This is a genomic window from Streptococcus sp. 3167 (assembly GCF_013277175.1).
GTDB classification, from domain to species: domain Bacteria; phylum Bacillota; class Bacilli; order Lactobacillales; family Streptococcaceae; genus Streptococcus; species Streptococcus pseudopneumoniae.
On sequence record NZ_VMML01000015.1, the window covers coordinates 1 to 25,026 of the forward strand.

Sequence of the window (25,026 nt, forward strand, 5' to 3'; positions counted from 1 at the left end):
CTTGAACTTGAAATTTGGCCTTGGGGAATTTCTTCAAACCACATCAGCTTGGTCAGTTCTACCTGCGACCTCAAAACTTGTGCTTTGGTCAAGCTGGGTTTAGTTTCCTAGTTTGCTCTTTGATTTTCATTGAGTATAAGATTGCAGATAAAACGATAACAATCATAGGACACAGCAGAGCCAATGTTGGTCGAAGAATAGCCCCCTAATCGCTTATTTTATGGCAAAATGAAATAAAAACTAAACATTTTGTTGAGGAAGGCAAATCAATTCCTCACAATGTTCGAGAAAGAAGGGCGGACTATTCCAACTTCAACCCACTATAAAGCAGACTTACAAGATAGGGAACCCATCTCCGATAATATAATATATAGTAGAATGAAAACTGCACAATTTGATTGGGGAATTCAAACTAATTTCTCACAATGTTTGAGAAAAAGGGTCTATTATTTCAACTGCAACCTACTATAGCCCATTAAAGTTGGAATAACCCACTGAGACTTTTAAACCACTGCTGGAGAGGAGTTTGTGTCGATTTTCTTTCATTTCCCTGAAAAATCAAAAAGAGAGAACCAATCTGATCCTCTCTTACTTATAAATGGTGCTCACTCAAATGTTAAAGGAGCTATTTCTTAGAGATAAAGGAATTTGAATACAGCTACTGCCGCAATTGCTGCTGCAATAGGTGCTACTACTGGTACCCAAGAATACCACCATTTTGAATCGCCTTTATTCTCACCAAGAACTGATTTCGGAAGGAAAGCATGAAGGAGACGTGGCCCCAAGTCACGAGCTGGGTTCAAGGCAGGTCCTGTAGGTCCTCCAAGTGATGTTACCAAAGCCATAACGAGGAATCCAAGTGCCAAGTGAGCCACAGAAAGTCCTGAAGCAGTGTGTGGAGCCACCTGTGCTTTAATAGCCAAGTCAGAAAAATCAACTGTCTGTCCTGCTTGTGTTGCCATTTGTTTCATGTATTGAAGCACTTCAGCACCAAAGAAGTTTTTAGTCAAACCGAGAGCTGCAAAGAACAAAACAAATGAACCAACAAACTCGTTTACAAAACCATTAACAGTTGCTGCATAGCGACTTTCTTTTGTACCATGGTCAATACTTGAAATAGTTGAGAAAGTTCCCAAGATGTTATTTGGGTTTTCAGTTTTCAAGTAGAATGGACGGTGTGTTGCCACAACTAAGGCTTGACCAAAGATAGCCCCCAAGACTTGCGCGATAATGTAAGGTACCACTTGTGCCCAAGGGAAAAGACCGCTAACTGCAAGTCCTAGAGTGAAAGCAGGGTTGATGTGGTTCCCAGATACGTTACCAAACATCAAGGCTGGGATCATAACCCCCATACCATAACCAACAGCGATGACGAGCCAGCCACTTTGGTGACCTTTCGTACCTTTAAGTTCAACGTTGGCAACTGCACCATTCCCAAGAATGATCAAAATGGCAGTTCCCAAAAATTCAGTGGCATATTTCAGTGCCCATGTGAAATCCATTTGCTAGATTCTCCTTAAAATTTTTTAGATATTCTTTATTCTATCAATTTTTACCCTATTTAGCAACTGATTTCTGGAAATATTTTTAAAAAAATAGGATTCAGAGTTTCCCAGTCTAATGAACTTGTAAGCGTTTTTAATCTTCTCGAAAGACCTCGTTCTCAAAACCAGGAAAAAGCCCACATCTGTGAGCTTTTCCTTGTTCCTAGATTCTAAAATCTATTATTTTTCATCTTCTTTTTTCTTGAAGAATCCTAATCCTAGACCAGCTAATAAGGTCATGATACCAGCGCTAGCCAAGGTAGCATTCGCTTCTGGACCTGTGTTTGGCAATTCCTCTCTTTTATTTGTCTCAGAAGTCGGAACTTCTGGGTCTGGACTCACTGGAATTTCAGTTTTTGGAGTACCTGGTTCTGGAGTTAGCTCTGGTATTGGAGTCTCTTGATTTGGTAGTTCTGGGTTTGGTGTCGGAACACTTGGATGCTCTGGATTTGGTTGTGGGTTTGGTTTGTCTGGAGTCGGTTCACCTGGAGCACCTGGTTCCTGAGGACTTGGAATTTCTGGAATTGGTTTTTCTGGTCTTGATAAACGGTCATACCTTACCAAAATAGTCGTACCTTTTGAATCTGCTGTTACTTCTGCATTCGATACTTTTGGTAAATCTGGTTTACCATAATTTTCAATTTCTGGCGATACGACTTCGTCCCAGTTGCCTGTTGTCCATTCACCTTCTGTCACGACTTTCGTCACTTTATTACGCTTGTTGGTTCTTGTTAATTCAACTGTTTGCGTAACTGGGCTAGCTACTTCTGTTGTTTCATCAGTCGCATCTACATACTTGATGGTACGGGTAACAGTTTCGCTTTCTTTAATATCTTCTGTAGCTTGCGGATATTTCACTACTTCGGTTGTATCTGTAGTTGTTGATGTTACAGTTGCTTCCGCTACAGTTGCCTTATCTGGGGCGTCATAGTTGGTTACAGTTGGAGAATCTTGAGAACCCCATGTACCTGTTGACCAGTCTCCTTCTGTTACTTTACCTGTCACTTTGTTACGCTTGTTGGTTCGCGTTAAGGTGACGGTTTGCGTAACTGGGCTACCTACTTCGGTTGTTTCATCAGTCGCATCTACATACTTGATGGTACGGGTAACAGTTTTGCTTTCTTTAATATCTTCTGTAGCTTGCGGATATTTCACTACTTCGGTTGTATCTGTAGTTGTTGACGTTACAGTTGCTTCTGCTACAGTTGCCTTATCTGGGGCGTCATAGTTGGTTACAGTTGGAGAGTCTTGAGAACCCCATGTACCTGTTGACCAGTCTCCTGCTGTTACTTTACCTGTCACTTTATTACGCTTGTTGGTTCTTGTTAGTTCAACTGTTTGCGTAACTGGGCTACCTACTTCTGTTGTTTCATCAGTCGCATCTATATACTTGATGGTACGGGTAACAGTTTTGCTTTCTTTAACATCTTCTGTAGCTTGTGGGTATTTCACTACTTCGGTTGTATCTGTAGTTGTTGATGTTACAGCTGTTTCCGCTACAGTTGCCTTATCTGGAGCGTCATAGTTGGTTACAGTTAGAGAGTCTTGAGAACCCCATGTACCTGTTGACCAGTCTCCTGCTGTCACGACTTTCGTCACTTTATTACGCTTGTTGGTTCGCGTTAAGGTGACGCTTTGCGTAACTGGTGTTGCCACTTCTTTTGTTTCGTTGGCTTTATCGACATACTTGATGGTACGGGTAACAGTTCTGCTTTCTTTAACATCTTCTGTAGCTTGTGGGTATTTCACTACTTCGGTTGTATCTGTAGTTGTTGATGTTACAGCTGTTTCCGCTACAGTTGCCTTATCTGGGGCGTCATAGTTGGTTACAGTTGGAGAGTCTTGAGAACCCCATGTACCTGTTGTCCAGTCTCCTGCTGTCACGACTTTCGTCACTTTGTTACGCTTGTTGGTTCGCGTTAAGGTGACGGTTTGCGTAACGGGTGTTGCTACTTCTGTCGTTTCATCAGTCGCATCTACATACTTGATGGTACGGGTAACAGTTTTGCTTTCTTTAACATCTTCTGTAGCTTGTGGGTATTTCACTACTTCGGTTGTATCTGTAGTTGTTGATGTTACAGCTGTTTCCGCTACAGTTGCCTTATCTGGGGCGTCATAGTTTTCTACTGATGGTGAAGTTTTTTCGTCCCAGTTGCCTGTTGTCCATTCACCTTCTGTCACGACTTTCGTCACTTTGTTACGCTTGTTGGTTCTTGTTAGTTCAACTGTTTGCGTAACTGAATCAGCCACTTCTTTTGTTTCGTTGGCTTTATCGACATACTTGATGGTACGGGTAACAGTTCTGCTTTCTTTAACATCTTCTGTAGCTTGTGGGTATTTCACTACTTCGGTTGTATCTGTAGTTGTTGATGTTACAGTTGCTTCCGCTACAGTTGCCTTATCTGGTGCGTCATAGTTAGTGACTGTTGGAGAGGCTTGGGTCGCCCATGTACCTGTTGACCAGTCTCCTTCTGTTACTTTACCTGTCACTTTGTTACGCTTGTTGGTTTTTGTTAGTTCAACTGTTTGCGTAACTGGGCTAGCTACTTCTGTTGTTTCATCAGTCGCATCTACATACTTGATGGTACGGGTAACAGTTTTGGTTTCTTGAACATCTTCTATAGCTTGCGGATATTTCACAACGATTGTCTCATCTGTGCTTGCGGATGTGACGGTCGCAGAAGAAACCGTAGCTGTTTCGGCTGGACCATAGTTTTCTACTTATGGTGAAACTTTTTCGTCCCAGTTGCCTGTTGACCAAGTTCCTTCTGTCACGACTTTCGTCACTTTATTACGCTTGTTAGTTCTTGTTAATTCAACTGTTTGCGTAACTGGGCTAGCTACTTCGGTTGTTTCGTTGGCTTTATCGACATACTTGATGGTACGGGTAACAGTTTTAGTTTCTTTAACATCTTCTGTAGCTTGCGGATATTTCACAACGACTGTCTCATCTTTGCTTACTGATGTGACGGTCGCAGAAGAAACCGTAGCTGTTTCGGCTGGACCATAGTTTTCTACTGATGGTGAAACTTTTTCGTCCCAGTTTCCTGTTGTCCATTCACCGTAGGTTACAACTCCTGTTACCTTGTTCTCAGTTTTTGTACGGCTTAAGGTTACAGGTTGAACAACATCTTCTTTGACAGTTTGGTTCGTAACTTTATCAACGTAATGAATGGTACGCGTTATAGTCTTCGTCTCAGTAGTGGTGGCTGTTTTAGGAACCACTGTTTCCTCAACATTCTCACGGTAGTAGTAGTTAACGGTTGCACCGTCTTCTGGTACAGTTCCTGTGGCATTTTCAGGAGTTGCTACCAAGGTGTATGTTGTTTTCCTTGTGATAACTCGGTCTTCTTTGTCCTCAGTTGTTGTTTTTCCTTCAATAACTTTTGCTTCTGTAGTATACTCAGAACCTATCGCTAAATCAGCTTGTACAACAGACTCTGCCAACTTCTCTTGGGTACCTTCTTTATAGTAATTGGCTGTTACTGTAGCAGTAGTAGGCGCTTCACGTTCCTCATATACATAAGTTACCGTTCTTACCCCGCTTACGATATTTCCTTCAGTAGGGGCAGAATTTTCCCCCAAATCTCTTTTGACTCTATAATGTTTCCCATTAGTCGTTGAGATAGTGCTGAGTTTTTTATCTGTGACATTATAGCTAGTACCAATCAGTTGTTTTTTATTGGTAATGTAGGTTCCGTCACTTTCTTTTTCTCCAATTCCAGTATCATTTTTCAATGATAGCAAATGCCCTTGTTCATCAACATAGCGAACTTTCACATTTCCTGAGATTAGTTCTGCCAATTCTGAGGTTTTCTTCTTTTTCTTGATTTCTTCGGTTATTTTCTTTTTCTCTTCTTCGGGAATATTTAGTTTTGGAATGATTTTTTCAACAACGGTTCGTGATGGTTCCACAGTATCTTGGATGACTGAAAAGTCAGCGAGAATTGGAAGATTATACTGAACACGGTGACTTTGAGGATTTACCCCTACTCTGTCATTATTCTCTGAAAATACTTGTACGGTATAAGAAACAACATCTTTTGCTAATAAAACATCCCCAGTAGAGAAGTAGCCACCTTTTCCTAGATTGCTATCTCCAGGACCCACTGCGTCCTTAATCTTATCAGATAGTTGTTTATCAGTCAGTACATTCGTTCGCACAATTCCTTTGTCTACCCCTACAAAGTGTGAGAAATGTTTGAAGTCTTCAGAATCAGATCTAGCCCAACCTTTATTAAGGTTATTTGCTTTTGTATTTGTATTGTCTCTCTCAAAGGTTTGGGAATCAACACCATATGTATCTGCACTTGCAGTTGCTTCTATATCTGACCCTTGAATACCTGCTTCCTTACTACCATTTCTAGCGGCGAGATAGGTGTATTTTTCTGTTTCTACTTCTAGCTGATCATCCTTAACATGATAGGTAATTTTCTTAGCACCTGGTATAAGAGTCCTCAGTAGTTTATATACTCTGTCATCAGCTTTAGCTGGAGGAGTGCTTGAGTTTAGCCAAGTTGGGGTATTAGGAGTATCTTTATCAGCAACTTTCAATAAATTATTTAATTCGTTTGATAGCTTTGAAGTTGACTGAGATGTGCTTGTGAATGTTTTTCCCCACTCTGAATCTCTTTCTTTTGATTTTTCTATACTTAAGAAGTCTTCCGTAACATTTAATACAATATCGCCTTGTTTTTTAACTTCTTCCCTAGCTTCTGCTTCCAATTGATTGTACAGTTTGGTATCTTCTTCTGTATAATATCTTCTGGGTTTACGGTGTAATGGAGTAAATTTTATTTTCTCATTACGAATTTTATTAACACGAGATTTAAACTCATCTTTAAAAAATTTGGAAATTTGGAAATTCGCCAGTTCTACATTTAAACCTTTTTTGTACAAGTTTTCATTTTGAACGATTTCGGCTACACGGTGAATGGTTTCATCGTATACCGTCTTCTCTTGGCCAGCAGTATCCTTAGTTTTAATGACTACTCGATAGGTTCCTTTAGAACCATTAATATCTGAGATATATCCTGTCACAAATTCCACACGAACACGGCTTCCGAAGCCAGGAGAAAAGGCAGTAAACTGCTTCTCTATCCCATTATATCCAACTACACCTGGAGAATATTTATTATACTTATCTTTTTCTAAAAATGGGAGATTCTTAAATTCGGTGGAGTTCTTATTAGCACGTTCATTTTGAGCACGTGGATCATACTTCGAATTATCTGAAACCGTCTCGTCACGATTAGCTCGTGTACGTCCTTTAACAAGCATAAGCATGTATTTAAAACGACGGTCTAATGCTTGTTCGTGCACAAAAATGTTATCTAAGGCATCTGCCCCAAGCATACCACCTTGTTCAATCGTACCATCTTCTTTCTTATACCAACCTGTAAAGTAACCATCTGCATTTTTCTTACCAATAACGAATTTACCTGGTCTGCCATCTTTACCTGCAATCGCTGTCCATCCACCGAAAGAATCAAGTTCTCTTATTTCACCATCTTGTAATTTATCTCCTGTACCATCTTCACTGACTTTGCCGTTTTTAAATCTAAGAGCATCCCCAAGGGTGTTCATACTACGCAAGTAAGAACGTTCATTATTTTGGAAGTCGTCTGGCATATTTTTTACAATATCCCATAATTGTTCGAGAGTCAGATTTTCCTTAGGAGTATCAAATTTCAGATGGGCATTCTTATCATCCCCACCTGTCTCTCCATCTTTAGGCACAATGACCCCGGGCTGGTGTTCTTTTACTGTGTCACCCTTACGATTGGCATCCAGTAAATCTGAATCAGTATCTGCTGTGTCTGAACCTCCCTCATTTCCAGAAGTCGGCTCTGATTCAGTTCCTGTAGCTCCATTCGATGAATCACTTGCCTCCTCATCAGCTAATTCTCTTTTACTACGAGTACGAGGTTTCGTACTTTCTGGAGTTACTAGCGGATTGTCAGCTACGGGAGCATTATAGGTGTTTGCTGCTGCATCAGTATGACTGAGGTCAGTCTTGTTTTCTGGCTCTCCAATTCCAGACTGTCCTGGATCTGTCGGGTTTGCTGTCCTCTCAGCTTCCCTCGCTGACTCCACGCCCTCAGCATGAGCAATCCCAGCTCCCATCAAAAGATAGAGCGCCCCAATGACAACACTAGCTGCACCGACACTCACTTTTCGAATACTGTATTTTAATTGTTTTTCTGGACTATTCATGACTACCTCCATATATATATATCGAAAGATATATATTATAACAGATCTTATACAATAATCCTCATTTTAAATTATACAACGAATAAGGTTTAATTTCAATTTTTTAGAGACTACAAATAGGATAAACTTGACTTGTCATTTCGGTTTGTAATGAACACACTTAAATCAAAATTATGAATAGTACAGTCTTCTTCGCTCATTGACTAAAAACTTATGCTACCGTTTTACTAAAATGCTAAAAAGTGCTATAATGTGAACGGTTAAAACAATTTACAAAAAGGAGAATTTGAATGTCTTACCAAGAAAATTACCAGAAATGGGTTGATTTTGCGGAGCTTCCTGACTACCTTCGTCAAGATTTGGAAAATATGGATGAAAAAACTAAGGAAGATGCCTTCTATACAAATCTTGAATTTGGTACTGCAGGTATGCGTGGCTTGATTGGTGCTGGTACAAACCGCATCAACATCTACGTTGTTCGCCAAGCTACTGAGGGATTGGCTCGTTTGATTGAGTCAAAAGGTGGAAATGAAAAAGAACGCGGTGTGGCAATTGCCTACGACAGCCGTCACTTCTCACCTGAATTTGCCTTTGAATCTGCGGCAGTTCTTGCTAAACACGGCATCAAATCTTACGTATTTGAAAGCCTTCGTCCAACTCCAGAACTATCATTTGCAGTTCGTCACCTCAACTGTTTCGCAGGTATCATGGTCACAGCCAGCCACAACCCTGCTCCATTTAACGGTTACAAGGTTTACGGTGAAGACGGTGGACAAATGCCTCCACACGACGCGGACGCTTTGACTACTTATATCCGTGCAATCGAAAACCCATTTGCAGTTGAAGTTGCTGATGTGGAATCTGAAAAGGCTTCTGGCTTGATTGAAGTTATCGGCGAAGCTGTTGACGTAGAATACCTTAAAGAAGTTAAGGACGTAAACATCAACCCAGCCTTGATTGAAGAATTCGGTAAAGACATGAAAATTGTCTACACACCACTTCATGGTACTGGTGAAATGTTGGCTCGTCGTGCTCTTGCCCAAGCAGGATTTGACTCAGTTCAAGTCGTTGAAGCGCAAGCAACTGCTGATCCTGACTTCTCAACTGTAAAATCTCCAAACCCAGAAAGCCAAGCAGCCTTTGCCCTTGCTGAAGAACTTGGTCGTCAAGTTGGTGCAGATGTTCTTGTGGCAACTGACCCAGACGCTGACCGTGTTGGTGTTGAAGTTCTTCAAAAAGATGGTAGCTACCTCAACCTTTCAGGTAACCAAATCGGTGCTATCATGGCTAAATACATCTTGGAAGCTCATAAAAATGCTGGAACTCTTCCTGAAAATGCAGCCCTTTGCAAATCTATCGTATCAACTGACTTGGTAACGAAGATTGCTGAAAGCTATGGCGCAACTATGTTCAACGTCTTGACTGGTTTCAAATTCATCGCTGAAAAAATCCAAGAATTCGAAGAAAAACACAATCACACTTACATGATGGGATTTGAAGAAAGCTTCGGTTACTTGATTAAACCATTTGTACGTGATAAAGACGCTATCCAAGCTGTTCTTGTCGTTGCTGAACTTGCTGCCTACTACCGTTCACGTGGTTTGACACTTGCTGACGGTATCGAAGAAATCTACAAAGAGTACGGCTACTACGCAGAAAAGACAATCTCTGTTACCCTTTCAGGTGTCGATGGTGCTGAACAAATCAAAGCGATTATGGCTAAATTCCGTAACAATGCTCCAAAAGAATGGAACACAACAGCTATCACTGTCGTAGAAGACTTCAAAGCTCAAACAGCTACTGCTGCTGACGGTACTGTTACAAACTTGACAACTCCTCCAAGCGATGTGTTGAAATACACACTTGCTGACGGTTCATGGATTGCCGTTCGCCCTTCAGGGACAGAACCAAAAATCAAGTTCTACATTGCAGTTGTAGGTGAAACCAACGAAGAATCACAAGCTAAAATTGCTAACATCGAAGCAGAAATCAATGCTTTTATAAAATAAAGACCTAAAAAGATGAGACCAAACAATCTCATCTTTTTTTCGTATCAAATCTAAGCAATTTTAGAAACTTTATGGCATACTAGACTTATCAATGAAAGCGAGGTAATCTCATGGAACAATTTTTAGATAACATTAAAGACCTTGAAGTCACTACAGTTGCGCGTGCGCAAGAAGCTCTTGATAAAAAAGAAACTGCCACTTTCTTTATCGGTCGTAAAACTTGCCCTTACTGCCGTAAATTTGCAGGTACTTTGGCAGGTGTCGTAGCTGAAACCAAAGCTCACATCTACTTCATCAATAGTGAAGAAGCAAGCCAACTCAATGAGTTGCAAGCATTCCGCTCACGCTACGGAATCCCAACTGTACCAGGATTTGTTCACGTTGCAGATGGACAAATCAACGTCCGTTGCGACTCTTCAATGTCAGCACAAGAAATCAAGGACTTTGCTGGATTGTAAAAAATCAGCTAACAAGTCTTAAAATTACAAAAACGCATAATGTAAGGTGCAAAAACCTTGATATTATGCGTTTTATTGTTTCTAAAACAGTTACATCAGCATTTCATTACAGCACATTTTAATTTTGGAAGTCAAATCAATTTTTAACAATGTTTTAGAAATCACAGTGGGCTATTCCATATTCAATTATCCAGATTCAATCGCTATTATCGTTTTCCTAGATTACAAAAAAACTACGTTTTGCTAATCAAAACGTAGTCTCAGCCACTATTTTATCTTACTGTCCTTCTTTTACTTCTTTGGTTGCTACATCTTCTCCAAACCATTTTTGGCTGATTTCTTGGAATTTACCGTCCTTGTAAAGACTAGAAAAAGCTTCATTTATCTTCTTAACCAGAGTTGTATCTTCCTTACGGGCTCCAACCGCAAAGGCTTCTGTTTCTAGTCCAACTGTAAAGACATTATAATCGTTTAAAACGCCTTCTGCTTCTAAATAATAATTTGCATAGACACGGTCAATCAATAGACCGTCAATTCGATCATTTTTCAAATCAATTAAGGCTTCATTAAAGGTTTGGTATTGATTCGCTTCCTTATTAGCGACAATATCCTTTAAAATCGCTGGGTTTGCTTCAAAGTCCGCATAACCAGATGAGCCAGCTTGAGCTCCTAATGTCTTTCCAGCCATATCCTTTGCAGTCGTGATACCAGATGATTTCTTGGTCACCAATACCTGCTCATTTTTCATATATGAGTTACTGAATGCCACCTTTTCACGGCGTTCATCTGTAGCGGAATAACCATTCCAAATCAGATCAATCGTTCCTTTTGTCAATTCAGCTTCTTTCAAATCCCAATCAATCGGTTGCCAATTTACCGTAATTCCGTATTTTTCAAAAACAGCTGTAGCTAAATCAATATCAAATCCTGCATAAGAACCATCTTTCTGAGCAAATCCCATTGGAACAAAAGTGCTATCAAATCCAATAGTAATAGACTTGTTAGACTGGTACTTAGACCAATTATCTCCACTAGTTTCGCTAGAATTTTTCCCACAAGCTACTAAGAACAAAGCAGTCATCAGACTGACTAATACAAGCATCCATTTTTTCATCCATTTTTCCTCCTATTTAGGTTCTACTTTCAATAATACATCTGCGATATTTTCAGCAAACTGCAAATCGTGGGTTACCACAATCTGGGTCATCCCAAGTTCCCTATTTTGCAAGATTAGCTTCTCCACTTCCAAGCGCAATTCTGGATCCAGGGCAGAAGTTGGTTCATCGTAGCCAATGATTTCTGGGTCGATCATCATAGCACGCGCCAAGGCCACCCGCTGCTTTTGCCCACCAGATAGTGAAAATGGATAAGCGTCTGCATGCCCTGCCAGTCCTAACTGTTCCAAGAGTCCACTCGCCTTCTTCTCAGCTTCTTCCTGCTTCATCCCCATGGTCTTCACAGGCGATAAAGTCAAATTGTCCAGAACTGATAAATGAGGGAACAGTTGAAAATCTTGGAAGACAAATCCCAGTAGATTGCGCTTCTGTAATTCATCCAGCTCTAAAGGTTGTCCATTATAAAAGATTTGCCCTGAATCAATGGTTTCAAGACCCGCAAGCATACGTAAGAGAGTTGTCTTACCTCCACCAGAAGGTCCAACGATAGCCAGGATTTGCTTTTCAGGAATACTTAGACTGAAATCAGACAGGATTTGTTTATCTCCAAAGACTTTATTGATATTTCGTAATTCTAACATGGCAGCCTCCTATCTATAATAACTATACTTCTTCTCAACTTTTTTGGAAATAATTGTCACAATCCCAATTAAAATCAAGTAAATGGCTCCTGCCAAGAACATGGGAACTAGACTAGCATCACGGTTGGCAGCTGTTCGACTAGCCAAGATAAGATCAGAAATTCCTAGAGCATATACCAGAGAAGTATCCTTGACCAAACTCATAACTTCGTTAAAGACACTAGGAAGCACGATCTTGGTCACCTGAGGTAAAATGATATAGCGCACTGTGGCAGAGGGACTAAACTTCAAGACCTTGGCTGCCTCATACTGTCCTCTTGGAATAGTGTCAATTCCCCCACGGAAAATTTCTGCAAAGTAAGCCGCATAATTCAAAACAAAGGCAATAATAGCTGCAGGAAGGCGGTCTAAACGAATCCCAATACTTGGGAGCACATAATAAATAAAAATCAGTTGCAAGAGTAAGGGGGTGCCACGCATAACCCAGATGTAAATGTTAATCAGATAATGGAGGGGCTTCCAATGGACTTGCAAGGCAAAGGCAATCAAAACGCCCAAGGGAATCGAAAATAGCAAGACCAGTGCAAAGACCTGTACAGTCGTGCTCGCACCATTCAGTAAACTCGGTAATATCTCAAATAAATAAGACATACTGCACCTCCTAAAAGTAATTGTTCCTATTATAGCATGAATAAACAAAATAACCAACCATTTTTGCAAAAAAATTCTATCATATACAAATAAAAACCGTAGCTATCAAAAGAGATAAACTACAGTTCTATATGTTTAAACATTCTTACAATCTCTCAAACAGTTCTTGCATTTGCACATCATCTGGAACCAGTTTTAAGTAAGCTTGTGCATTGACTTTTGCTTCCTCAAAGTAGCCCAATTCACGCAAGAGATAGATATAGTGTTCCAAAAACTCTGGATTGTCCTTTAAATCTCCTGCCAACTCTTGGTAATGCTCATAGGCAGTATCCAAATCGTCCATTTCTTGATAGGAACGAGCAATCATCCACTTGGTCAAGAGATTTTCTGGCTCATCGCTCTGCAAGTCTAGAATATCCTCATAACGCTCCTGCTCCAGATAAATAGTGGCTAAACGAAGCAAGATTTCTTCTGTATCCTCAGCGTCTTCTTTAGCTGTTAGGAGATAATTTTCTGCCCCACTTGCATCATGCAATTCATAAGAGAATTGCGAAGCAGCTAGCAAGAGGCGAGTTTCAAAGGGATTTTTCTCTAAGCCTTGCTTAGCGATACGCAGGGCTTCTTGAACTTGATGTTCCTTATGTAAGGCCTGGCTATAACCATATTCATAGCCTTCAAAGTCAGGAGAAATGGTATCAAGCTGCTTAAAGTAAAGGGTGGCTTTTTGGTATTCTTCTTGATCAAAGTAAAGGCTGGCCAACTCAAAAGCTGTTAGGTCATCGTATTCTAACTCCAGGGCTTTTTCTAAAAACTCAGTAGCCGTTTCAAATTTCCCTAACTGGGCATAGGCAAAACCAATTCGTTGATAGGTGGAAATGCCCGTTTGCTCATAAATAGTACGATTATCTAACTGGGCATAGCCTTGAATGGCCTCTTGGTAATTTTCCAACTCACTATCCAACTCTGCCAAACCCAATATCAAGAGAGGATCCTCTGAGTAGGTCAAAGCCTCCAGCAATTTCTCACGCGCCACATCTGTCAAACCTTCCATCTGGTAAAGATCTGCCTTCAAAGCCAAAGCCGAAACATACCAGTCACTGTCAGCTTGGATTTCCTCAAGATAAGCAAAGGCTTCTTCGATTTGACCATCCTCGCTAGCAATTGCAGCTAGATTAAGATGAAGCTCTGGGAAATCCTCTACAATTTTCAGGTAAATCTCCTTTGCCTGAGGATAAAAACCAATTCCTTCAAGATAAGTTGCCAACTCATACAGAAGGTCACTTGGATCATTTTCTAAAGCTTTGACGAAATAGTGCTCAGCCTTGGCTAAATCTTGCTCCTCCAAAGCCTGTAACATCTGTTGACTATTGTTCACTTTTGACTTCCTCGCCCTCTAATTCATATAGACCACTGACTGCCTTATACCATTCGAAAATGGCTGAAATGACAACCTTAGCAGAGGCATAAACTGGAATACCAAGTAAAACTCCCCAGATACCAAACATAGATCCTGAAGTTAACAAAACAAAGAGAACATTAATGGGATGGATGTTTAATTGACTTCCCAAAATCAATGGAGAGACAAAACGGCCTTCAATAGTTTGTTCTACGATAAAGACAATCACTACTTTCAAAAGCATAACTGGACCAGCAATCAACCCCAATACTAGGGCAGGAAGCATGGCTAGAAAGCTACCAAGATAAGGAACCAGATTTAAAATACCAGCAGTAACCCCCAACGTAACTGCATAGCGTAGACCAATAATCTTGAAGAAAATCATAAACATTACTGCTACAATAATAGCCACTGTTACTTGCCCTCGAACATAGTTGGACAACTGTTGATTCACATCTGATAAAACTTGTCCAACAGGTTCCTTCAATTTTCTTGGCATAAATTGGGTCAAATAGTTACGCAAGCCTTTCCCATCACGCAAGAGATAAAAGAGCATGAAAGGAACGATAATCAAGGCAACAATCACTTGAGAAGCTCCGCTAATAAAGGCACTCACCCAGTTGACTGCCTGAGATGAAACTTTACTTGCCCAAACTGTAGCCTGACTAGAGAAGTTTGTCAAAACCTGCTCTAACTGAGGTCTGAAATCATCTGGCAGGTGCTGGGCTACCAATCCATTAACAATCCTATCTATATCTTCTAAGTAAACAGGAACGTTTCTTGCAAAGGTCAAAACCTGACGTTGCAGATTTGGAATAGCTACTGCCAAGCCCCAAATGATAAAGATAGCGATGATGACAAAGACAATAGTGATAGCTATGACACGATTCACCTTATGCTTCTCCATCCAATCAACAATAGGATTTAATAAATAATATAGTAAACCAGATAGAATAACTGGCAGCATCACAACTGCCAAAAAGTCTAAAACAGGTGAAAATAGAAAACTAATCTTACTTAAAATAAAAAGATTCAGTCCCAATAATAAGGTTACCAAAAATACCGTAATGGCCTTGTTATCCAAAAACCACTTGAAAAACCAAGACAGGCTAAAATGTTTCTCTTTTTGTTCCATAAATACTTCCTTTCTATCGTTCTCTCATTATACCATTTTTAAATCAAAATAACTCTTTTTTAAAGTGCTTACATCTAATTGGATGTCTTTAATTGGCTTGTTTTTGTGATATAATAGTCTTATCTTTATATAGAGGTAAAGTTATGAAAGAAACTGTTTATTTTGGAACTTACACACGTCGTACTTCCCAAGGGATTTACAAGGCTGACTTTGATACAGAAACTGGTCAGCTTTCAAACCTAGAACTTTTTGCAGCTGAACCAAGTCCAACCTACCTTGCCTTTGACCAGCACCAACATTTATACACCGTTGGTAGTCAAGACGATAAGGGGGGAATTGCAGCCTATCAAACTGACGGGACTGTGTTAAATCATGTCGTTGAGGAAGGAGCTCCCCACTGTTATGTTGCTGTCGATGAAAAGCGTAATTTGGTCTATGCAGCCAACTACCATAAAGGACAGGTACTGGTTTATAAACGTCAGAAGGATGGGAGCCTTTTACTTAGTGATGTAGATCAACACAGTGGCCAAGGTCCACATGAAAATCAAGCATCTCCTCATGTTCACTATACAGATTTAACACCTGACCACTATCTAGTGACCTGCGATTTGGGTACTGACCAAGTCATCACTTATGACCTTGACCAAGAAGGAAAATTATCTAAGCTCTACACCTATCACAGCCAGCCAGGAGCAGGCTCACGCCATATCGTTTTCCATAACCACTATAAAATCGCTTATCTGATTTGTGAACTCAATAGTACTATCGAGGTTTTAATCTACGATGGTGTTGGCGAATTTGAACGTATGCAGGTTATTTCAACTTTACCAGACGGTTATGAAGGCTTTAATGGAACCGCTGCTATTCGTCTCTCTAAAGACGGTAAATACCTCTACGCTTCTAACCGTGGTCATGATTCTATCGCAGTATATACCATCCTTGCGGACGGTAGCTTAGAGTTATTAGAAATCGTTCCAACACATGGTCAGACTCCACGTGATTTTGATTTGACACCTGACCAAAAATTTCTCATTGCTGTCCACCAAGACTCTGACAATGCAACTGTCTTTAAACGTAATTGTGACAATGGTCGTCTAGCAGAACTCTCCAACGACTTCCATGTTCCCGAAGCAGTCTGCATCCGTTTTGCTCCTTAATACTCTTCAAAAATCTCTTCAAACCACGTCAGCGTCGCCTTACCGTAGGTATGGTTACTGANNCAAAACTGTGTTTTGAGCAACCTATGGCTAACTTCCTATGTTTGCTTTTTGATTTTTATTGAGTATAAAACACCATAAAAAAATGAACTTGGAATTTTCAAGTTCATTTTTTCTTATAGTCTATTTCCGACATTAATACGGTTAATGGCACGTTGCAGCGCAATCTTCGCACGACGTTCTTGGTCAATCAAGTGTTTGTCTTGTGCTTCTTCAATTGCACGTTCTGCACGAAGTTTGGCACGTTCTGCACGACTGATATCGATATCACGAGCACGTTCTGCAGAGTCAGCGACGATTGTGATCATATCATTGGCAATTTCAATAACACCGCCATTTACTGCAATCCAGTTCACGTGATCTTCGTCATCAATACGTTTCACCTTTACTTCATCAACTGCTAAAACCGCAATCATATTTTCATGTCGTGGCAAGATCCCCATCTCACCATCCAGAGTTCGAACCGATACATAGCTGGCATGGTGATCATAGACGAGACCATCTGGTGTCACGATCTGGACAGTTAACTGAGTCATAGATCACCTCTTAAAATCCCATTTTTTCAGCTTTTGCAATCACATCTTCGATAGAACCTACACCACGGAAGGCATCTTCTGGCAAGTGGTCGTATTTACCATCAAGGATTTCCTTAAAGCCACGTACCGTTTCAGTAACTGGAACATAAGAACCTGGCTGGCCAGTAAATTGTTCCGCAACGTTGAAGTTTTGTGACAAGAAGAACTGGATACGACGGGCACGAGCCACCAAGGTCTTTTCTTCATCAGAAAGCTCATCCATACCAAGGATAGCAATGATATCTTGCAATTCATGGTAACGTTGAAGGACACGTTTTACTTCTGCAGCAACTGCATAGTGCTCTTCTCCAACGATTTCAGGTGCCAAGGCACGTGAACTTGAAGCAAGTGGGTCAACGGCTGGGTAGATACCCAATTGTACCAACTTACGTTCCAAGTTTGTTGTTGAATCCAAGTGAGCGAAGGCTGTTGCTGGCGCTGGGTCAGTATAGTCATCCGCTGGCACATAGATAGCCTGGATAGAGGTTACAGACCCCTTCTTAGTTGATGTAATACGCTCTTGCAATTGACCCATTTCCGTAGCAAGGGTTGGTTGGTAACCAACGGCTGATGGCATACGACCCAAAAGGGCAGATACTTCTGAACCAGCCTGAGTGAAACGGAAGATATTATCAATAAAGAGAAGCACGTCTTGGCCTTCTACATCACGGAAGTATTCAGCGATTGTCAAACCAGTAAGGGCAACACGCATACGTGCTCCTGGTGGCTCATTCATCTGACCAAAGACCATGGCTGTTTTCTCAATAACGCCTGATTCTTTCATTTCCCAGTAAAGGTCATTCCCCTCACGAGTACGTTCCCCAACACCGGTAAATACTGAAATACCACCGTGTTCTTGGGCAATGTTGTGAATCAATTCTTGGATTAAGACGGTTTTACCAACTCCGGCACCACCGAAGAGTCCAACTTTACCACCTTTAAGGTAAGGGGCAAGAAGGTCGATAACCTTGATCCCTGTTTCAAGGATTTCAGAAGAGGTAGACAATTCATCAAAAGTTGGAGCTTTTTTATGAATTGGCTGACGCTCTGCGTCTTCTGTAAAAGGAGCTTCCAAGTCAATGGTATCTCCCAAAACGTTGAAGACACGTCCCAAAGTTTCTTTACCTACTGGTACAGAGATTGGACGACCTGTGTCCAATACTTCCATTCCACGAGTCAAACCATCTGTTGATTCCATGGCGATAGTACGAACCATACCATCTCCCAACTCTAAGGCTACTTCAAGGACGATTTTTGTTTTTCTTTCGTCATTTTTGTAGACGACAAGTGCATTGTTAATCTCAGGAAGTTTTTCCCCTGCTGCAAACAAGACGTCTACAACGGGACCGATAACCTGAGCAATTTTACCTGAACTCATCTCCTTCTCCTATTCTATATAAGATACTGTCGGTTCCTAGTTCAACTAGGTCCTAAGTTCATTTTCATACGAGCTGGACTAGAGCCTATTCTAAGGCACTAGCACCTGCTACGATTTCTGTAATTTCTTGTGTAATCGCCGCCTGTCTGGCACGGTTATACTGAATTGTCAAATCATTGATGACTTTCTTAGCATTATCAGTCGCTGTTTGCATGGCTGTCATACCAGCAGCATTCTCAGCTGTCTTGGCATCGATAATGGCACCGTAAATCATACTTTCTGCAAACTGAGGCAACAACTGCTCCAAAATTTCTTCTCGGCTGGTTTCCAATTCAAAAGTCAAGCTGTAGTCTTCATCCGCTTCATTTGGATCCAAGTCAACAATCGGAAGCATTTGTTCCACACGCATTTGACTGGTTAGCGTATTGACATGGTGGTTGTAGCAAACATAGAGTTCATCAAAGAGTTCATTTTGGTACATTTCAACAGTTTTTGAAATAATCTTACGAACTTGATCAAAGCTAGGCTGATCCGCCAAGCCACGTAATTCATAAAGTGGTTGAATACCACGAGCCTTAAAGAAATCAGCTCCCATTCCACCGATACAGATCATTTCAAAACCTGTACCGTCTGGGTGGTATTCTTCTTTCAACTCCATAACGGCTTTCAGAATAGAAGAATTATACCCTCCAACCAAACCGCGATCTGAAGTAATGACGATATAGCCTGTCTTCTTCACAGGACGGCTAATCAGCATGGGATTGGTTGAGCCACCAGCTCCATTACCATGAAGAATATCTGTCAAAAGTTTGCGAACTTTCTGAGCGTAAACTTGGAAGTTGCGAGCAGCTTCTTCAGAGCGACCTAGCTTAGCAGCTGATACCATTTGCATGGCATTAGTGATTTGACTCGTATTTTTTGTTGAGGCGATTTTTGTTTTAATATCATTTAGAGATACTGCCATCTGACACCTCTATTCTTATTGGAAGCTAGATTGATTGAGAAACTCTGTAATCGCAGCATCCAAGACTGCTTCTTCTGGCAAGTCTTTTGTATCACGAATGGTTTCCAAAATATCTGGATGTTGAGCGTCAAAGAAGGCATGGAACTCTTCCTCGAAACGAACAATATCATCTACTGGAACAGTATCCAAGAAACCATGTGTCAAAGCATAGAGAATGGTTACTTGTTTCTCAACAGGTAAGGGTTTGTGAACAGGTTGTTTCAAGACCTCAACGGTACGACGTCCACGGTTCAACTTAGCCTGTGTTGCTGCGTCCAAGTCAGAACCAAACTTAGTGAAAGCTTCCAACTCACGGTATGAAGCAAGGTCGATACGAAGTGTACCAGCAACCTTCTTCATGGCTTTGATTTGTGCAGAACCACCTACACGCGATACAGATGAACCCGCATCGATGGCTGGACGAATACCCGCATTGAAGAGACCATCACCAAGGAAGATTTGTCCATCAGTGATAGAAATCACGTTGGTTGCGATATAGGCAGAGATATCTCCTGCTTGTGTCTCGATAAATGGTAGAGCTGTAATTGATCCACCACCAAGTTCATCAGAAACTTTAGCTGAGCGCTCAAGCAAACGGCTGTGAAGGTAGAAGACATCTCCTGGGAAAGCTTCACGACCTGGAGGACGACGAAGCAAGAGTGACAGTTCACGATAAGCTACCGCTTGTTTTGATAGATCATCGTATACAATCAAAACATGCTTCCCTTGGTACATAAATTCTTCCGCCATGGCAACCCCAGTATAAGGAGCTAGGAAGAGCAATGGAGATGGTTGTGAAGCAGAGGCTGTCACAACGATTGTGTAGTCCAAGGCACCGTACTGACGAAGTGTTTCTACTTGCGTACGAACTGTTGATTCTTTTTGTCCAATTGCGACATAGATACAGATCATATCTTGATCTTTTTGGTTCAAGATTGTATCAATCGCAATGGTTGTTTTCCCTGTCTGACGGTCACCGATAATCAACTCACGTTGACCACGACCAATCGGTACAAGGGCGTCAATAGCTTTCAAACCAGTTTGCAATGGTTCTGAGACTGACTTACGTTGCATGACACCAGGAGCTGGCGCTTCTACTGGACGAGTTTTATCAGTGTGGATTTCTCCCAGACCGTCAACCGGACGACCAAGCGGATCCACAACACGACCAATCAGACTTTCACCTACTGGGACTTCCATGATTTTACCTGTACGGCGGATTGTATCGCCTTCACGAATATCTGTAAAGTCACCTAGGATGATAATACCAACGTCTGTTGACTCCAAGTTTTGAGCCATACCATAAGAGCCGTTTTCAAAGATCAACAACTCTCCACTCATGGCATTGTCAAGGCCATGAGCACGCGCGATACCGTCCCCGATATAGGTTACAACACCTGTTTCAGTCACATCAAAATTGGGTTTGAAATTTTCAATTTGTTGCTTAATTAAAGCGCTGATTTCTTGTGCGTTAATTGCCAAAAGAACACCACTTTCTATTTCAAATTTTCTTTAACAACTTTAAGTTGTTGTTTAATACTCACATCAATTGTCTTGTGATTGGCAAAAATAACAAAACCACCAATGAGACTTTCATCGATTTGTTCTTTTACACTCCTTACTTTCAGAGACATTTTCTTCTCAATCAAAGGGAGCAAACGACTCTTTTGTTCATCAGTTAGAGGATGAGCAGCAGTAATCGTCACTTCAAATCGATTTGTTTCTTTTTCAAGTCGGTCCAAGCAATCTACAAGCACATCATAAAAAAGATTTGCTCTGTGATTGTAGACCAGAACCTGGATAAAGTTTTGTAATAAAGGTGACACAGAGTCTTGGAAAAAAGCAATCGTTTTTTTCTTGTCAGACTCATCTACTGTCACTTTTTTTAAAAAAGAAGGTAAACCTGTTTCTTCAGCAACTTGCTTGATTTGAGTCAAGTCTGAAAAGATACGGGCTTCTTCTCCTTTTTCAAGTACCAATTGGACAAAAGGCATGCTGTATTTTTCAATTACCTTTACTGTTTTCTTGTCCATTAAGCTTCTCCTAGCTGATCGATATACTGATCAATGAGTTCTTTATGGGCATGACCGTCAAGGTTTTGTGAGATGATTTTACCAGCTAGGCTGATGGTCAAATCTGCTACCTCACCCTTAACGCTTTGTAAAGCTTCAGCTTTGTTTTGAGCAATTTCTTGGTTTGCTTTTTCTTTTAAGCGTCCTGCTTCTAGTTTAGCATCTGCTAAGATATTAGCCTTACTTTGCTCAGCTGTTTCCTTTGCATTTTCAATGATTGTCTTAGCTTCTTTACGGCTACCAGCCAATTCATCTTCGCGTTTTTGAGCCAATACTTCTGCTTTTTGACGGGCTTCTTCAGCTCTGTCAATATCTGAAGCAATTTTTTCAGCTCTTTCTTCGAAAATGCCTGTAATATTAGACCATGCAAATTTTTTAATCAAGACTAGCAAAAGAATAAAAGAGCCAGTGATTAAAATAAAATTACCAATCAATTCACCTACTGTTACGTGCATCAGTTACTCCTTTCTATTCCTCTTCAATATTAATCTTATTCCCTAAATACACAGATGTCAAAAGAGTAAAGACATAAGCTTGGATGCAGGAAATAAAGACAGAAAATGCAGTCCAAGCCAAATTAGCTCCAAAGGCTACTGGATACCAATAAATAGCTTGGTGGGAAAGAAGAAGTAACAAACTCGTCATGACCTCTCCTGCAAAGATATTCCCAAAAATCCGCAAAGCCAAAGATAAGAAGTTTGTAAATTCTTCCAAGATATTCATCGGTATGACAAAAACAGGACTCATAAAAGATTTTATACTTTTTTTAAATCCACGACGACGAACGCTTTCTATATGTGTCAACAAAATGACAAGAAAAGATAAGGTTAAGTCATACTGTAAATTAGCGGTTGGCGAACTCCACCAGTTAGTCCCATCGATCGTTTGAAGCTTTGTCATTAAGCCAAGGTTATTGGCAATCACCATGAAAAGAAATAAACAAAGGAAAAAGAGTGAGTAATCTTTCATGTAGCGCGAACCAATGTTAGGTTCTGTAAATCCAATAACAAAGTCATAGACATACTCAAGTACATTTTGCTTTCCTTTGGGTTTCAAGGTCATATTGCGGCTTGCCCAATAAATAAAGACAAAAATAACTCCCACAATCAACAAGGTCATGGCTAACATAGTCAGATTGAAGATAACAGGACCAATAGAGATGATTGGATTAATACTTTCTTCCATCTAAAATCCTCCCTTTTCTTCTCGTTCCATGTATTTATTTGATAATAAATGAGAAGACAAGAGTTACAAAGAAAGTTCCTTCAATAAAGGCAACACCTAAAAACATCAAACTACGAAACTCAGAAAGCATATCTGGTTGGCGTGCTACTGATTTAAACAGTCCATTCATCAATAAACCTTCACCGACAGATACGCCCATACAGGCAATACATAAGCCTAAAAATGTTAAATTCATAACGAATTCTCCTTTAAAATAAAATTTACTTACTTAGTGTAGTCCTAAAATTTAAATTTGTCAACTTTTAACCGCTATTGGAAGCGTTTAATAAAAATTATTTCCATTTTCTTTCGGATTTCACTCTATTCTGAAAAACTCGAGAGGGGAATCTCGGATTAATGTCAATTTAAAAAGATAGAGAGTTTTTAGTTTAAATAAATTGTTTTAAGATATCAACCACATCACTTCTTTTCTTAACCCGATAAGCCTTGATTCCCAATTTCTCAGCTGCCATTGCATTGTACCCAATATTGCCCAGAAAGACACAATTTCTAGGTTATAACTGGTATTTATCGATAGTTACTCATATACATCAGTCCACCTCCATACTTATGTGCGAGCCTCTCTTTGTATTATACCTCCATACTCACCTTACAGATTCTTTTGCTAATAATATCTTTGCCCAATGTAGGGATAGTCTTGTAACCTAAAGACTTCCTTGTAGCCATACCTTTTATAAAAATCAAGAGCTTGAAACTGGTAGGTATTGACAAAGGCAAAACGACAGTTTCGATTCTTAGCTTCAGTTTCTGCTTGCTGCAATAGTTTTGAACCGATTCCTTGCCCTCTCAGTTCCTCTTTTACAAATAAATACTCGATTTCTAGCCAATTTCTAAAAGTCTCTACTATCAAACCTGCCAGGAGATTGCCCTTTTCATCTTCGACATAAAGATTAAGTGGCTCACTTTCAGCTTCCTCTCTTTTTGAACGGTTATAAACACGAATCAGATTCCCTATTTCTTGCGATTTATGTGAATCCTTATTTTTCAATCTAAAGTATAGTGAAATAAAATAAAACATGCGCAAATCGATTAAGGAATTTAATCTAATTTCTAACAATGTCTTAGAAACCAAAGTATACTATTTTAACTTCAATGCACTATACATCTAATACTCAATGAAAATCAAAGAGCAAAATAGGAAACTAGCCACAGGTTGCTCAAAGCATGGTTTTGAGGTTGTAGATAGAACTGACGAAGTCAGCTCATACTAAACTAAAATTAAAAAGCATTATATAGTAGTAATATGAAATCAACTAAAGAAGAAATCCAAGCTATCAAAACACTTTTAAAAGACTCTAGTACAGCTAAATATCATAAACGCCTTCAAATCGTTCTATTTCGTCTGATGGGTAAATCTTATAAAGAGATTATAGAGCTTTTAGGCTGTAATCAAACAACGATTTGGCCAACTGTAAAAAAATATGAGGAGTTCGGACTCGATTCTCTCCTTCAAGAAACACGTGGTGGTCGTAACCATGCATATATGACAATTGAGGAAGAGAAAGCCTTTCTTGCCTGTCATTTGAAGGCTGCAGAGGCAGGAGAATTTGTTACAATTGATGCCTTATTTCAGGCTTATACAAAGGAGTTAGGTCCTTCCTACACATGTGATGTCTTTTATCAACTCTTGAAGCGCCATGGTTGGCGAAATATTAGGCCACGTCCAGAACATCCCAAGAAAGCAGACGTTCAAACCATTGTCGCGTCTAAAAATAAAATCTCAATTCAAGAAGACAAGAAAGCGCTTTAAAACCAGTAGGCATTTTCGTAAGGTTCGCTTGATGTACCAAGATGAGGCTGGTTTCGGTAGAATCAGTAAACTGGGATCTTGTTGGGCTCCAATGGGAGTAGGTCCACATGTCCATAGTCACTATATACGAGAATTTTGCTATTGTTATGGAGCTGTTGATGCCCATACAGGCGAATCATTTTTCTTAATCGCTGGTGGATGTCATACTGAGTGGATGAACGCCTTTTTAGAAGAGCTTTCACAAGCTTATCCAGATGATTATCTTTTACTCGTTATGGACAATGCCATATGGCATAAATCAAGTACCTTAAAGATTCCGACTAATATTGGCTTTACCTTTATTCCTCCATACACACCAGAGATGAACCCCATTGAACAAGTGTGGAAAGAGATTCGTAAACGTGGATTTAAGAATAAAGCCTTTCGAACTTTGGAAGATGTCATGAATCAACTTCAAGATGTTATACAAGGACTGGAGAAGGAGGTGATAACGTCCATCGTTAATCGGAGATGGACTAGAATGCTTTTTGAAAGTAGATGAGTATAACTGGTTGATGAGACTGTGAAAAGAGCATAAAGACCAGCTTGCAAGCTGGTCATACTCTTCGCAAATCTCTTCAA

The 25,026-nt window shown here is 40.2% G+C and carries 21 protein-coding genes and 4 pseudogenes; 4 read left to right on the forward strand and 21 right to left on the reverse strand.

The window, feature by feature from the left end:
* Positions 1-632 precede the first annotated feature (632 nt).
* The 7 genes and pseudogenes from gla to HT678_RS11695 all read right to left on the reverse strand — a co-directional run.
* Positions 633-1,502 carry an aquaglyceroporin Gla gene (gla, locus tag HT678_RS02280; protein WP_000348129.1) on the reverse strand — a complete coding sequence of 290 codons (870 nt, stop codon included), beginning with the start codon at positions 1,500-1,502 and terminating at the stop codon, positions 633-635.
* A gap of 222 nt (positions 1,503-1,724) precedes the next feature.
* Positions 1,725-2,375, reverse strand: coding sequence for an LPXTG cell wall anchor domain-containing protein (locus tag HT678_RS11875; RefSeq protein WP_044012429.1), 651 nt, complete (start codon positions 2,373-2,375; stop codon positions 1,725-1,727).
* A gap of 102 nt (positions 2,376-2,477) precedes the next feature.
* Positions 2,478-4,184, reverse strand: a pseudogene (locus HT678_RS11420) (hypothetical protein); the annotation flags it as partial.
* A gap of 81 nt (positions 4,185-4,265) precedes the next feature.
* Entirely contained in the window at positions 4,266-4,481 is a 216-nt protein-coding gene (locus HT678_RS11880; RefSeq protein ID WP_345890407.1) for a hypothetical protein, read from the reverse strand.
* Positions 4,461-4,769, reverse strand: a pseudogene (locus HT678_RS11885) (cell surface protein); the annotation flags it as partial. The pseudogene HT678_RS11885 and the gene HT678_RS11880, both read right to left, overlap by 21 nt.
* Positions 4,727-5,848, reverse strand: a pseudogene (locus tag HT678_RS11425) (MucBP domain-containing protein). The pseudogenes HT678_RS11425 and HT678_RS11885, both read right to left, overlap by 43 nt.
* 1,807 nt (positions 5,849-7,655) lie before the next feature.
* Positions 7,656-7,772 (reverse strand): annotated as a pseudogene (locus HT678_RS11695) (YSIRK-type signal peptide-containing protein); the annotation flags it as partial.
* 278 nt (positions 7,773-8,050) lie between these two features.
* On the opposite strand from HT678_RS11695, the gene HT678_RS02325 reads away from it, so the two are divergent.
* Both HT678_RS02325 and HT678_RS02330 read left to right on the forward strand, forming a co-directional pair.
* Entirely contained in the window at positions 8,051-9,769 is a 1,719-nt protein-coding gene (locus tag HT678_RS02325) for a phospho-sugar mutase (RefSeq protein WP_050090145.1), read from the forward strand.
* Positions 9,770-9,879: 110 nt separating this feature from the next.
* Positions 9,880-10,227 carry a thiol reductase thioredoxin gene (locus HT678_RS02330; RefSeq protein ID WP_050090142.1) on the forward strand — a complete coding sequence of 116 codons (348 nt, stop codon included), beginning with the start codon at positions 9,880-9,882 and terminating at the stop codon, positions 10,225-10,227.
* A 277-nt stretch (positions 10,228-10,504) separates the two neighbouring features.
* On the opposite strand, the gene HT678_RS02335 is transcribed toward HT678_RS02330, so the two are convergent.
* The 5 genes from HT678_RS02335 to HT678_RS02355 all read right to left on the reverse strand — a co-directional run bounded on the left by HT678_RS02335 (position 10,505) and on the right by HT678_RS02355 (position 15,165).
* Positions 10,505-11,341 (reverse strand): amino acid ABC transporter substrate-binding protein, encoded by an 837-nt coding sequence (locus tag HT678_RS02335; protein ID WP_000759186.1) that lies wholly within the window; start codon positions 11,339-11,341, stop codon positions 10,505-10,507.
* A gap of 12 nt (positions 11,342-11,353) precedes the next feature.
* Complete coding sequence (locus HT678_RS02340) at positions 11,354-11,983, reverse strand: amino acid ABC transporter ATP-binding protein (RefSeq protein WP_050223529.1); 630 nt, start codon at positions 11,981-11,983, stop codon at positions 11,354-11,356.
* A 9-nt stretch (positions 11,984-11,992) separates the two neighbouring features.
* The gene (locus HT678_RS02345) at positions 11,993-12,634 is read right to left on the reverse strand and encodes an amino acid ABC transporter permease (protein WP_050208578.1); all 642 of its coding nucleotides are present in this window, start codon (positions 12,632-12,634) and stop codon (positions 11,993-11,995) included.
* 145 nt (positions 12,635-12,779) lie between these two features.
* Positions 12,780-14,009 (reverse strand): tetratricopeptide repeat protein, encoded by a 1,230-nt coding sequence (locus tag HT678_RS02350; RefSeq protein WP_023941003.1) that lies wholly within the window; start codon positions 14,007-14,009, stop codon positions 12,780-12,782.
* Entirely contained in the window at positions 13,999-15,165 is a 1,167-nt protein-coding gene (locus tag HT678_RS02355; protein ID WP_000435449.1) for an AI-2E family transporter, read from the reverse strand. The genes HT678_RS02350 and HT678_RS02355 overlap by 11 nt, the downstream gene beginning before the upstream one ends.
* Positions 15,166-15,308: 143 nt before the next feature.
* Between HT678_RS02355 and HT678_RS02360 the strand changes: the two genes are divergently transcribed.
* Positions 15,309-16,322, forward strand: a complete 1,014-nt coding sequence (locus HT678_RS02360) for a lactonase family protein (RefSeq protein WP_000665626.1) — start codon at positions 15,309-15,311, stop codon at positions 16,320-16,322.
* Positions 16,323-16,498: 176 nt separating this feature from the next.
* On the opposite strand, the gene HT678_RS02365 is transcribed toward HT678_RS02360, so the two are convergent.
* The 9 genes from HT678_RS02365 to HT678_RS02405 form a co-directional block, all read right to left on the reverse strand.
* Positions 16,499-16,918: a F0F1 ATP synthase subunit epsilon gene (locus tag HT678_RS02365; RefSeq protein ID WP_000192870.1), complete on the reverse strand. Its 420-nt coding sequence runs from the start codon at positions 16,916-16,918 to the stop codon at positions 16,499-16,501.
* Between the two features lie 10 nt (positions 16,919-16,928).
* A complete protein-coding gene (gene atpD, locus HT678_RS02370) occupies positions 16,929-18,335 on the reverse strand; it encodes a F0F1 ATP synthase subunit beta (protein WP_000094362.1) in 1,407 nt (468 codons plus the stop codon).
* Between the two features lie 85 nt (positions 18,336-18,420).
* Positions 18,421-19,299, reverse strand: a complete 879-nt coding sequence (locus HT678_RS02375) for a F0F1 ATP synthase subunit gamma (protein ID WP_000301222.1) — start codon at positions 19,297-19,299, stop codon at positions 18,421-18,423.
* A gap of 15 nt (positions 19,300-19,314) precedes the next feature.
* Positions 19,315-20,820 (reverse strand): F0F1 ATP synthase subunit alpha, encoded by a 1,506-nt coding sequence (atpA, locus tag HT678_RS02380; protein WP_023941010.1) that lies wholly within the window; start codon positions 20,818-20,820, stop codon positions 19,315-19,317.
* A 14-nt stretch (positions 20,821-20,834) separates the two neighbouring features.
* The gene (locus HT678_RS02385; RefSeq protein WP_023941011.1) at positions 20,835-21,371 is read right to left on the reverse strand and encodes a F0F1 ATP synthase subunit delta; all 537 of its coding nucleotides are present in this window, start codon (positions 21,369-21,371) and stop codon (positions 20,835-20,837) included.
* Entirely contained in the window at positions 21,371-21,865 is a 495-nt protein-coding gene (gene atpF, locus HT678_RS02390; protein WP_023941012.1) for a F0F1 ATP synthase subunit B, read from the reverse strand. Before atpF ends, HT678_RS02385 begins: the two co-directional genes overlap by 1 nt.
* Before the next feature lie 13 nt (positions 21,866-21,878).
* Positions 21,879-22,595 carry a F0F1 ATP synthase subunit A gene (gene atpB, locus HT678_RS02395; protein WP_000392851.1) on the reverse strand — a complete coding sequence of 239 codons (717 nt, stop codon included), beginning with the start codon at positions 22,593-22,595 and terminating at the stop codon, positions 21,879-21,881.
* A gap of 34 nt (positions 22,596-22,629) precedes the next feature.
* Positions 22,630-22,830: a F0F1 ATP synthase subunit C gene (locus HT678_RS02400; protein ID WP_001054562.1), complete on the reverse strand. Its 201-nt coding sequence runs from the start codon at positions 22,828-22,830 to the stop codon at positions 22,630-22,632.
* A 429-nt stretch (positions 22,831-23,259) separates the two neighbouring features.
* Positions 23,260-23,673 (reverse strand): GNAT family N-acetyltransferase, encoded by a 414-nt coding sequence (locus tag HT678_RS02405; RefSeq protein WP_166731177.1) that lies wholly within the window; start codon positions 23,671-23,673, stop codon positions 23,260-23,262.
* A 225-nt stretch (positions 23,674-23,898) separates the two neighbouring features.
* Between HT678_RS02405 and HT678_RS02410 the strand changes: the two genes are divergently transcribed.
* Positions 23,899-24,946, forward strand: a protein-coding gene (locus HT678_RS02410) for an IS630 family transposase (RefSeq protein ID WP_100127898.1) whose coding sequence is annotated in 2 segments (ribosomal slippage) — positions 23,899-24,395 and positions 24,394-24,946 — 1,050 coding nt in all. Because the reading frame shifts where the segments join, the coding sequence is not laid out codon by codon here.
* Positions 24,947-25,026 lie beyond the last annotated feature (80 nt).

Bases quoted from the DNA above. Each gene is read 5' to 3' on its own strand.
- gla (WP_000348129.1), bottom strand. From the start codon at position 1,502: ATGGATTTCACATGGGCACTGAAATATGCCACTGAATTTTTGGGAACT.
- HT678_RS02325 (WP_050090145.1), top strand. From the start codon at position 8,051: ATGTCTTACCAAGAAAATTACCAGAAATGGGTTGATTTTGCGGAGCTT.
- HT678_RS02330 (WP_050090142.1), top strand. From the start codon at position 9,880: ATGGAACAATTTTTAGATAACATTAAAGACCTTGAAGTCACTACAGTT.
- HT678_RS02335 (WP_000759186.1), bottom strand. From the start codon at position 11,341: ATGAAAAAATGGATGCTTGTATTAGTCAGTCTGATGACTGCTTTGTTC.
- HT678_RS02340 (WP_050223529.1), bottom strand. From the start codon at position 11,983: ATGTTAGAATTACGAAATATCAATAAAGTCTTTGGAGATAAACAAATC.
- HT678_RS02345 (WP_050208578.1), bottom strand. From the start codon at position 12,634: ATGTCTTATTTATTTGAGATATTACCGAGTTTACTGAATGGTGCGAGC.
- HT678_RS02355 (WP_000435449.1), bottom strand. From the start codon at position 15,165: ATGGAACAAAAAGAGAAACATTTTAGCCTGTCTTGGTTTTTCAAGTGG.
- HT678_RS02360 (WP_000665626.1), top strand. From the start codon at position 15,309: ATGAAAGAAACTGTTTATTTTGGAACTTACACACGTCGTACTTCCCAA.
- HT678_RS02365 (WP_000192870.1), bottom strand. From the start codon at position 16,918: ATGACTCAGTTAACTGTCCAGATCGTGACACCAGATGGTCTCGTCTAT.
- atpD (WP_000094362.1), bottom strand. From the start codon at position 18,335: ATGAGTTCAGGTAAAATTGCTCAGGTTATCGGTCCCGTTGTAGACGTC.
- HT678_RS02375 (WP_000301222.1), bottom strand. From the start codon at position 19,299: ATGGCAGTATCTCTAAATGATATTAAAACAAAAATCGCCTCAACAAAA.
- HT678_RS02385 (WP_023941011.1), bottom strand. From the start codon at position 21,371: ATGGACAAGAAAACAGTAAAGGTAATTGAAAAATACAGCATGCCTTTT.
- atpF (WP_023941012.1), bottom strand. From the start codon at position 21,865: ATGCACGTAACAGTAGGTGAATTGATTGGTAATTTTATTTTAATCACT.
- atpB (WP_000392851.1), bottom strand. From the start codon at position 22,595: ATGGAAGAAAGTATTAATCCAATCATCTCTATTGGTCCTGTTATCTTC.
- HT678_RS02400 (WP_001054562.1), bottom strand. From the start codon at position 22,830: ATGAATTTAACATTTTTAGGCTTATGTATTGCCTGTATGGGCGTATCT.
- HT678_RS02405 (WP_166731177.1), bottom strand. From the start codon at position 23,673: ATGTTTTATTTTATTTCACTATACTTTAGATTGAAAAATAAGGATTCA.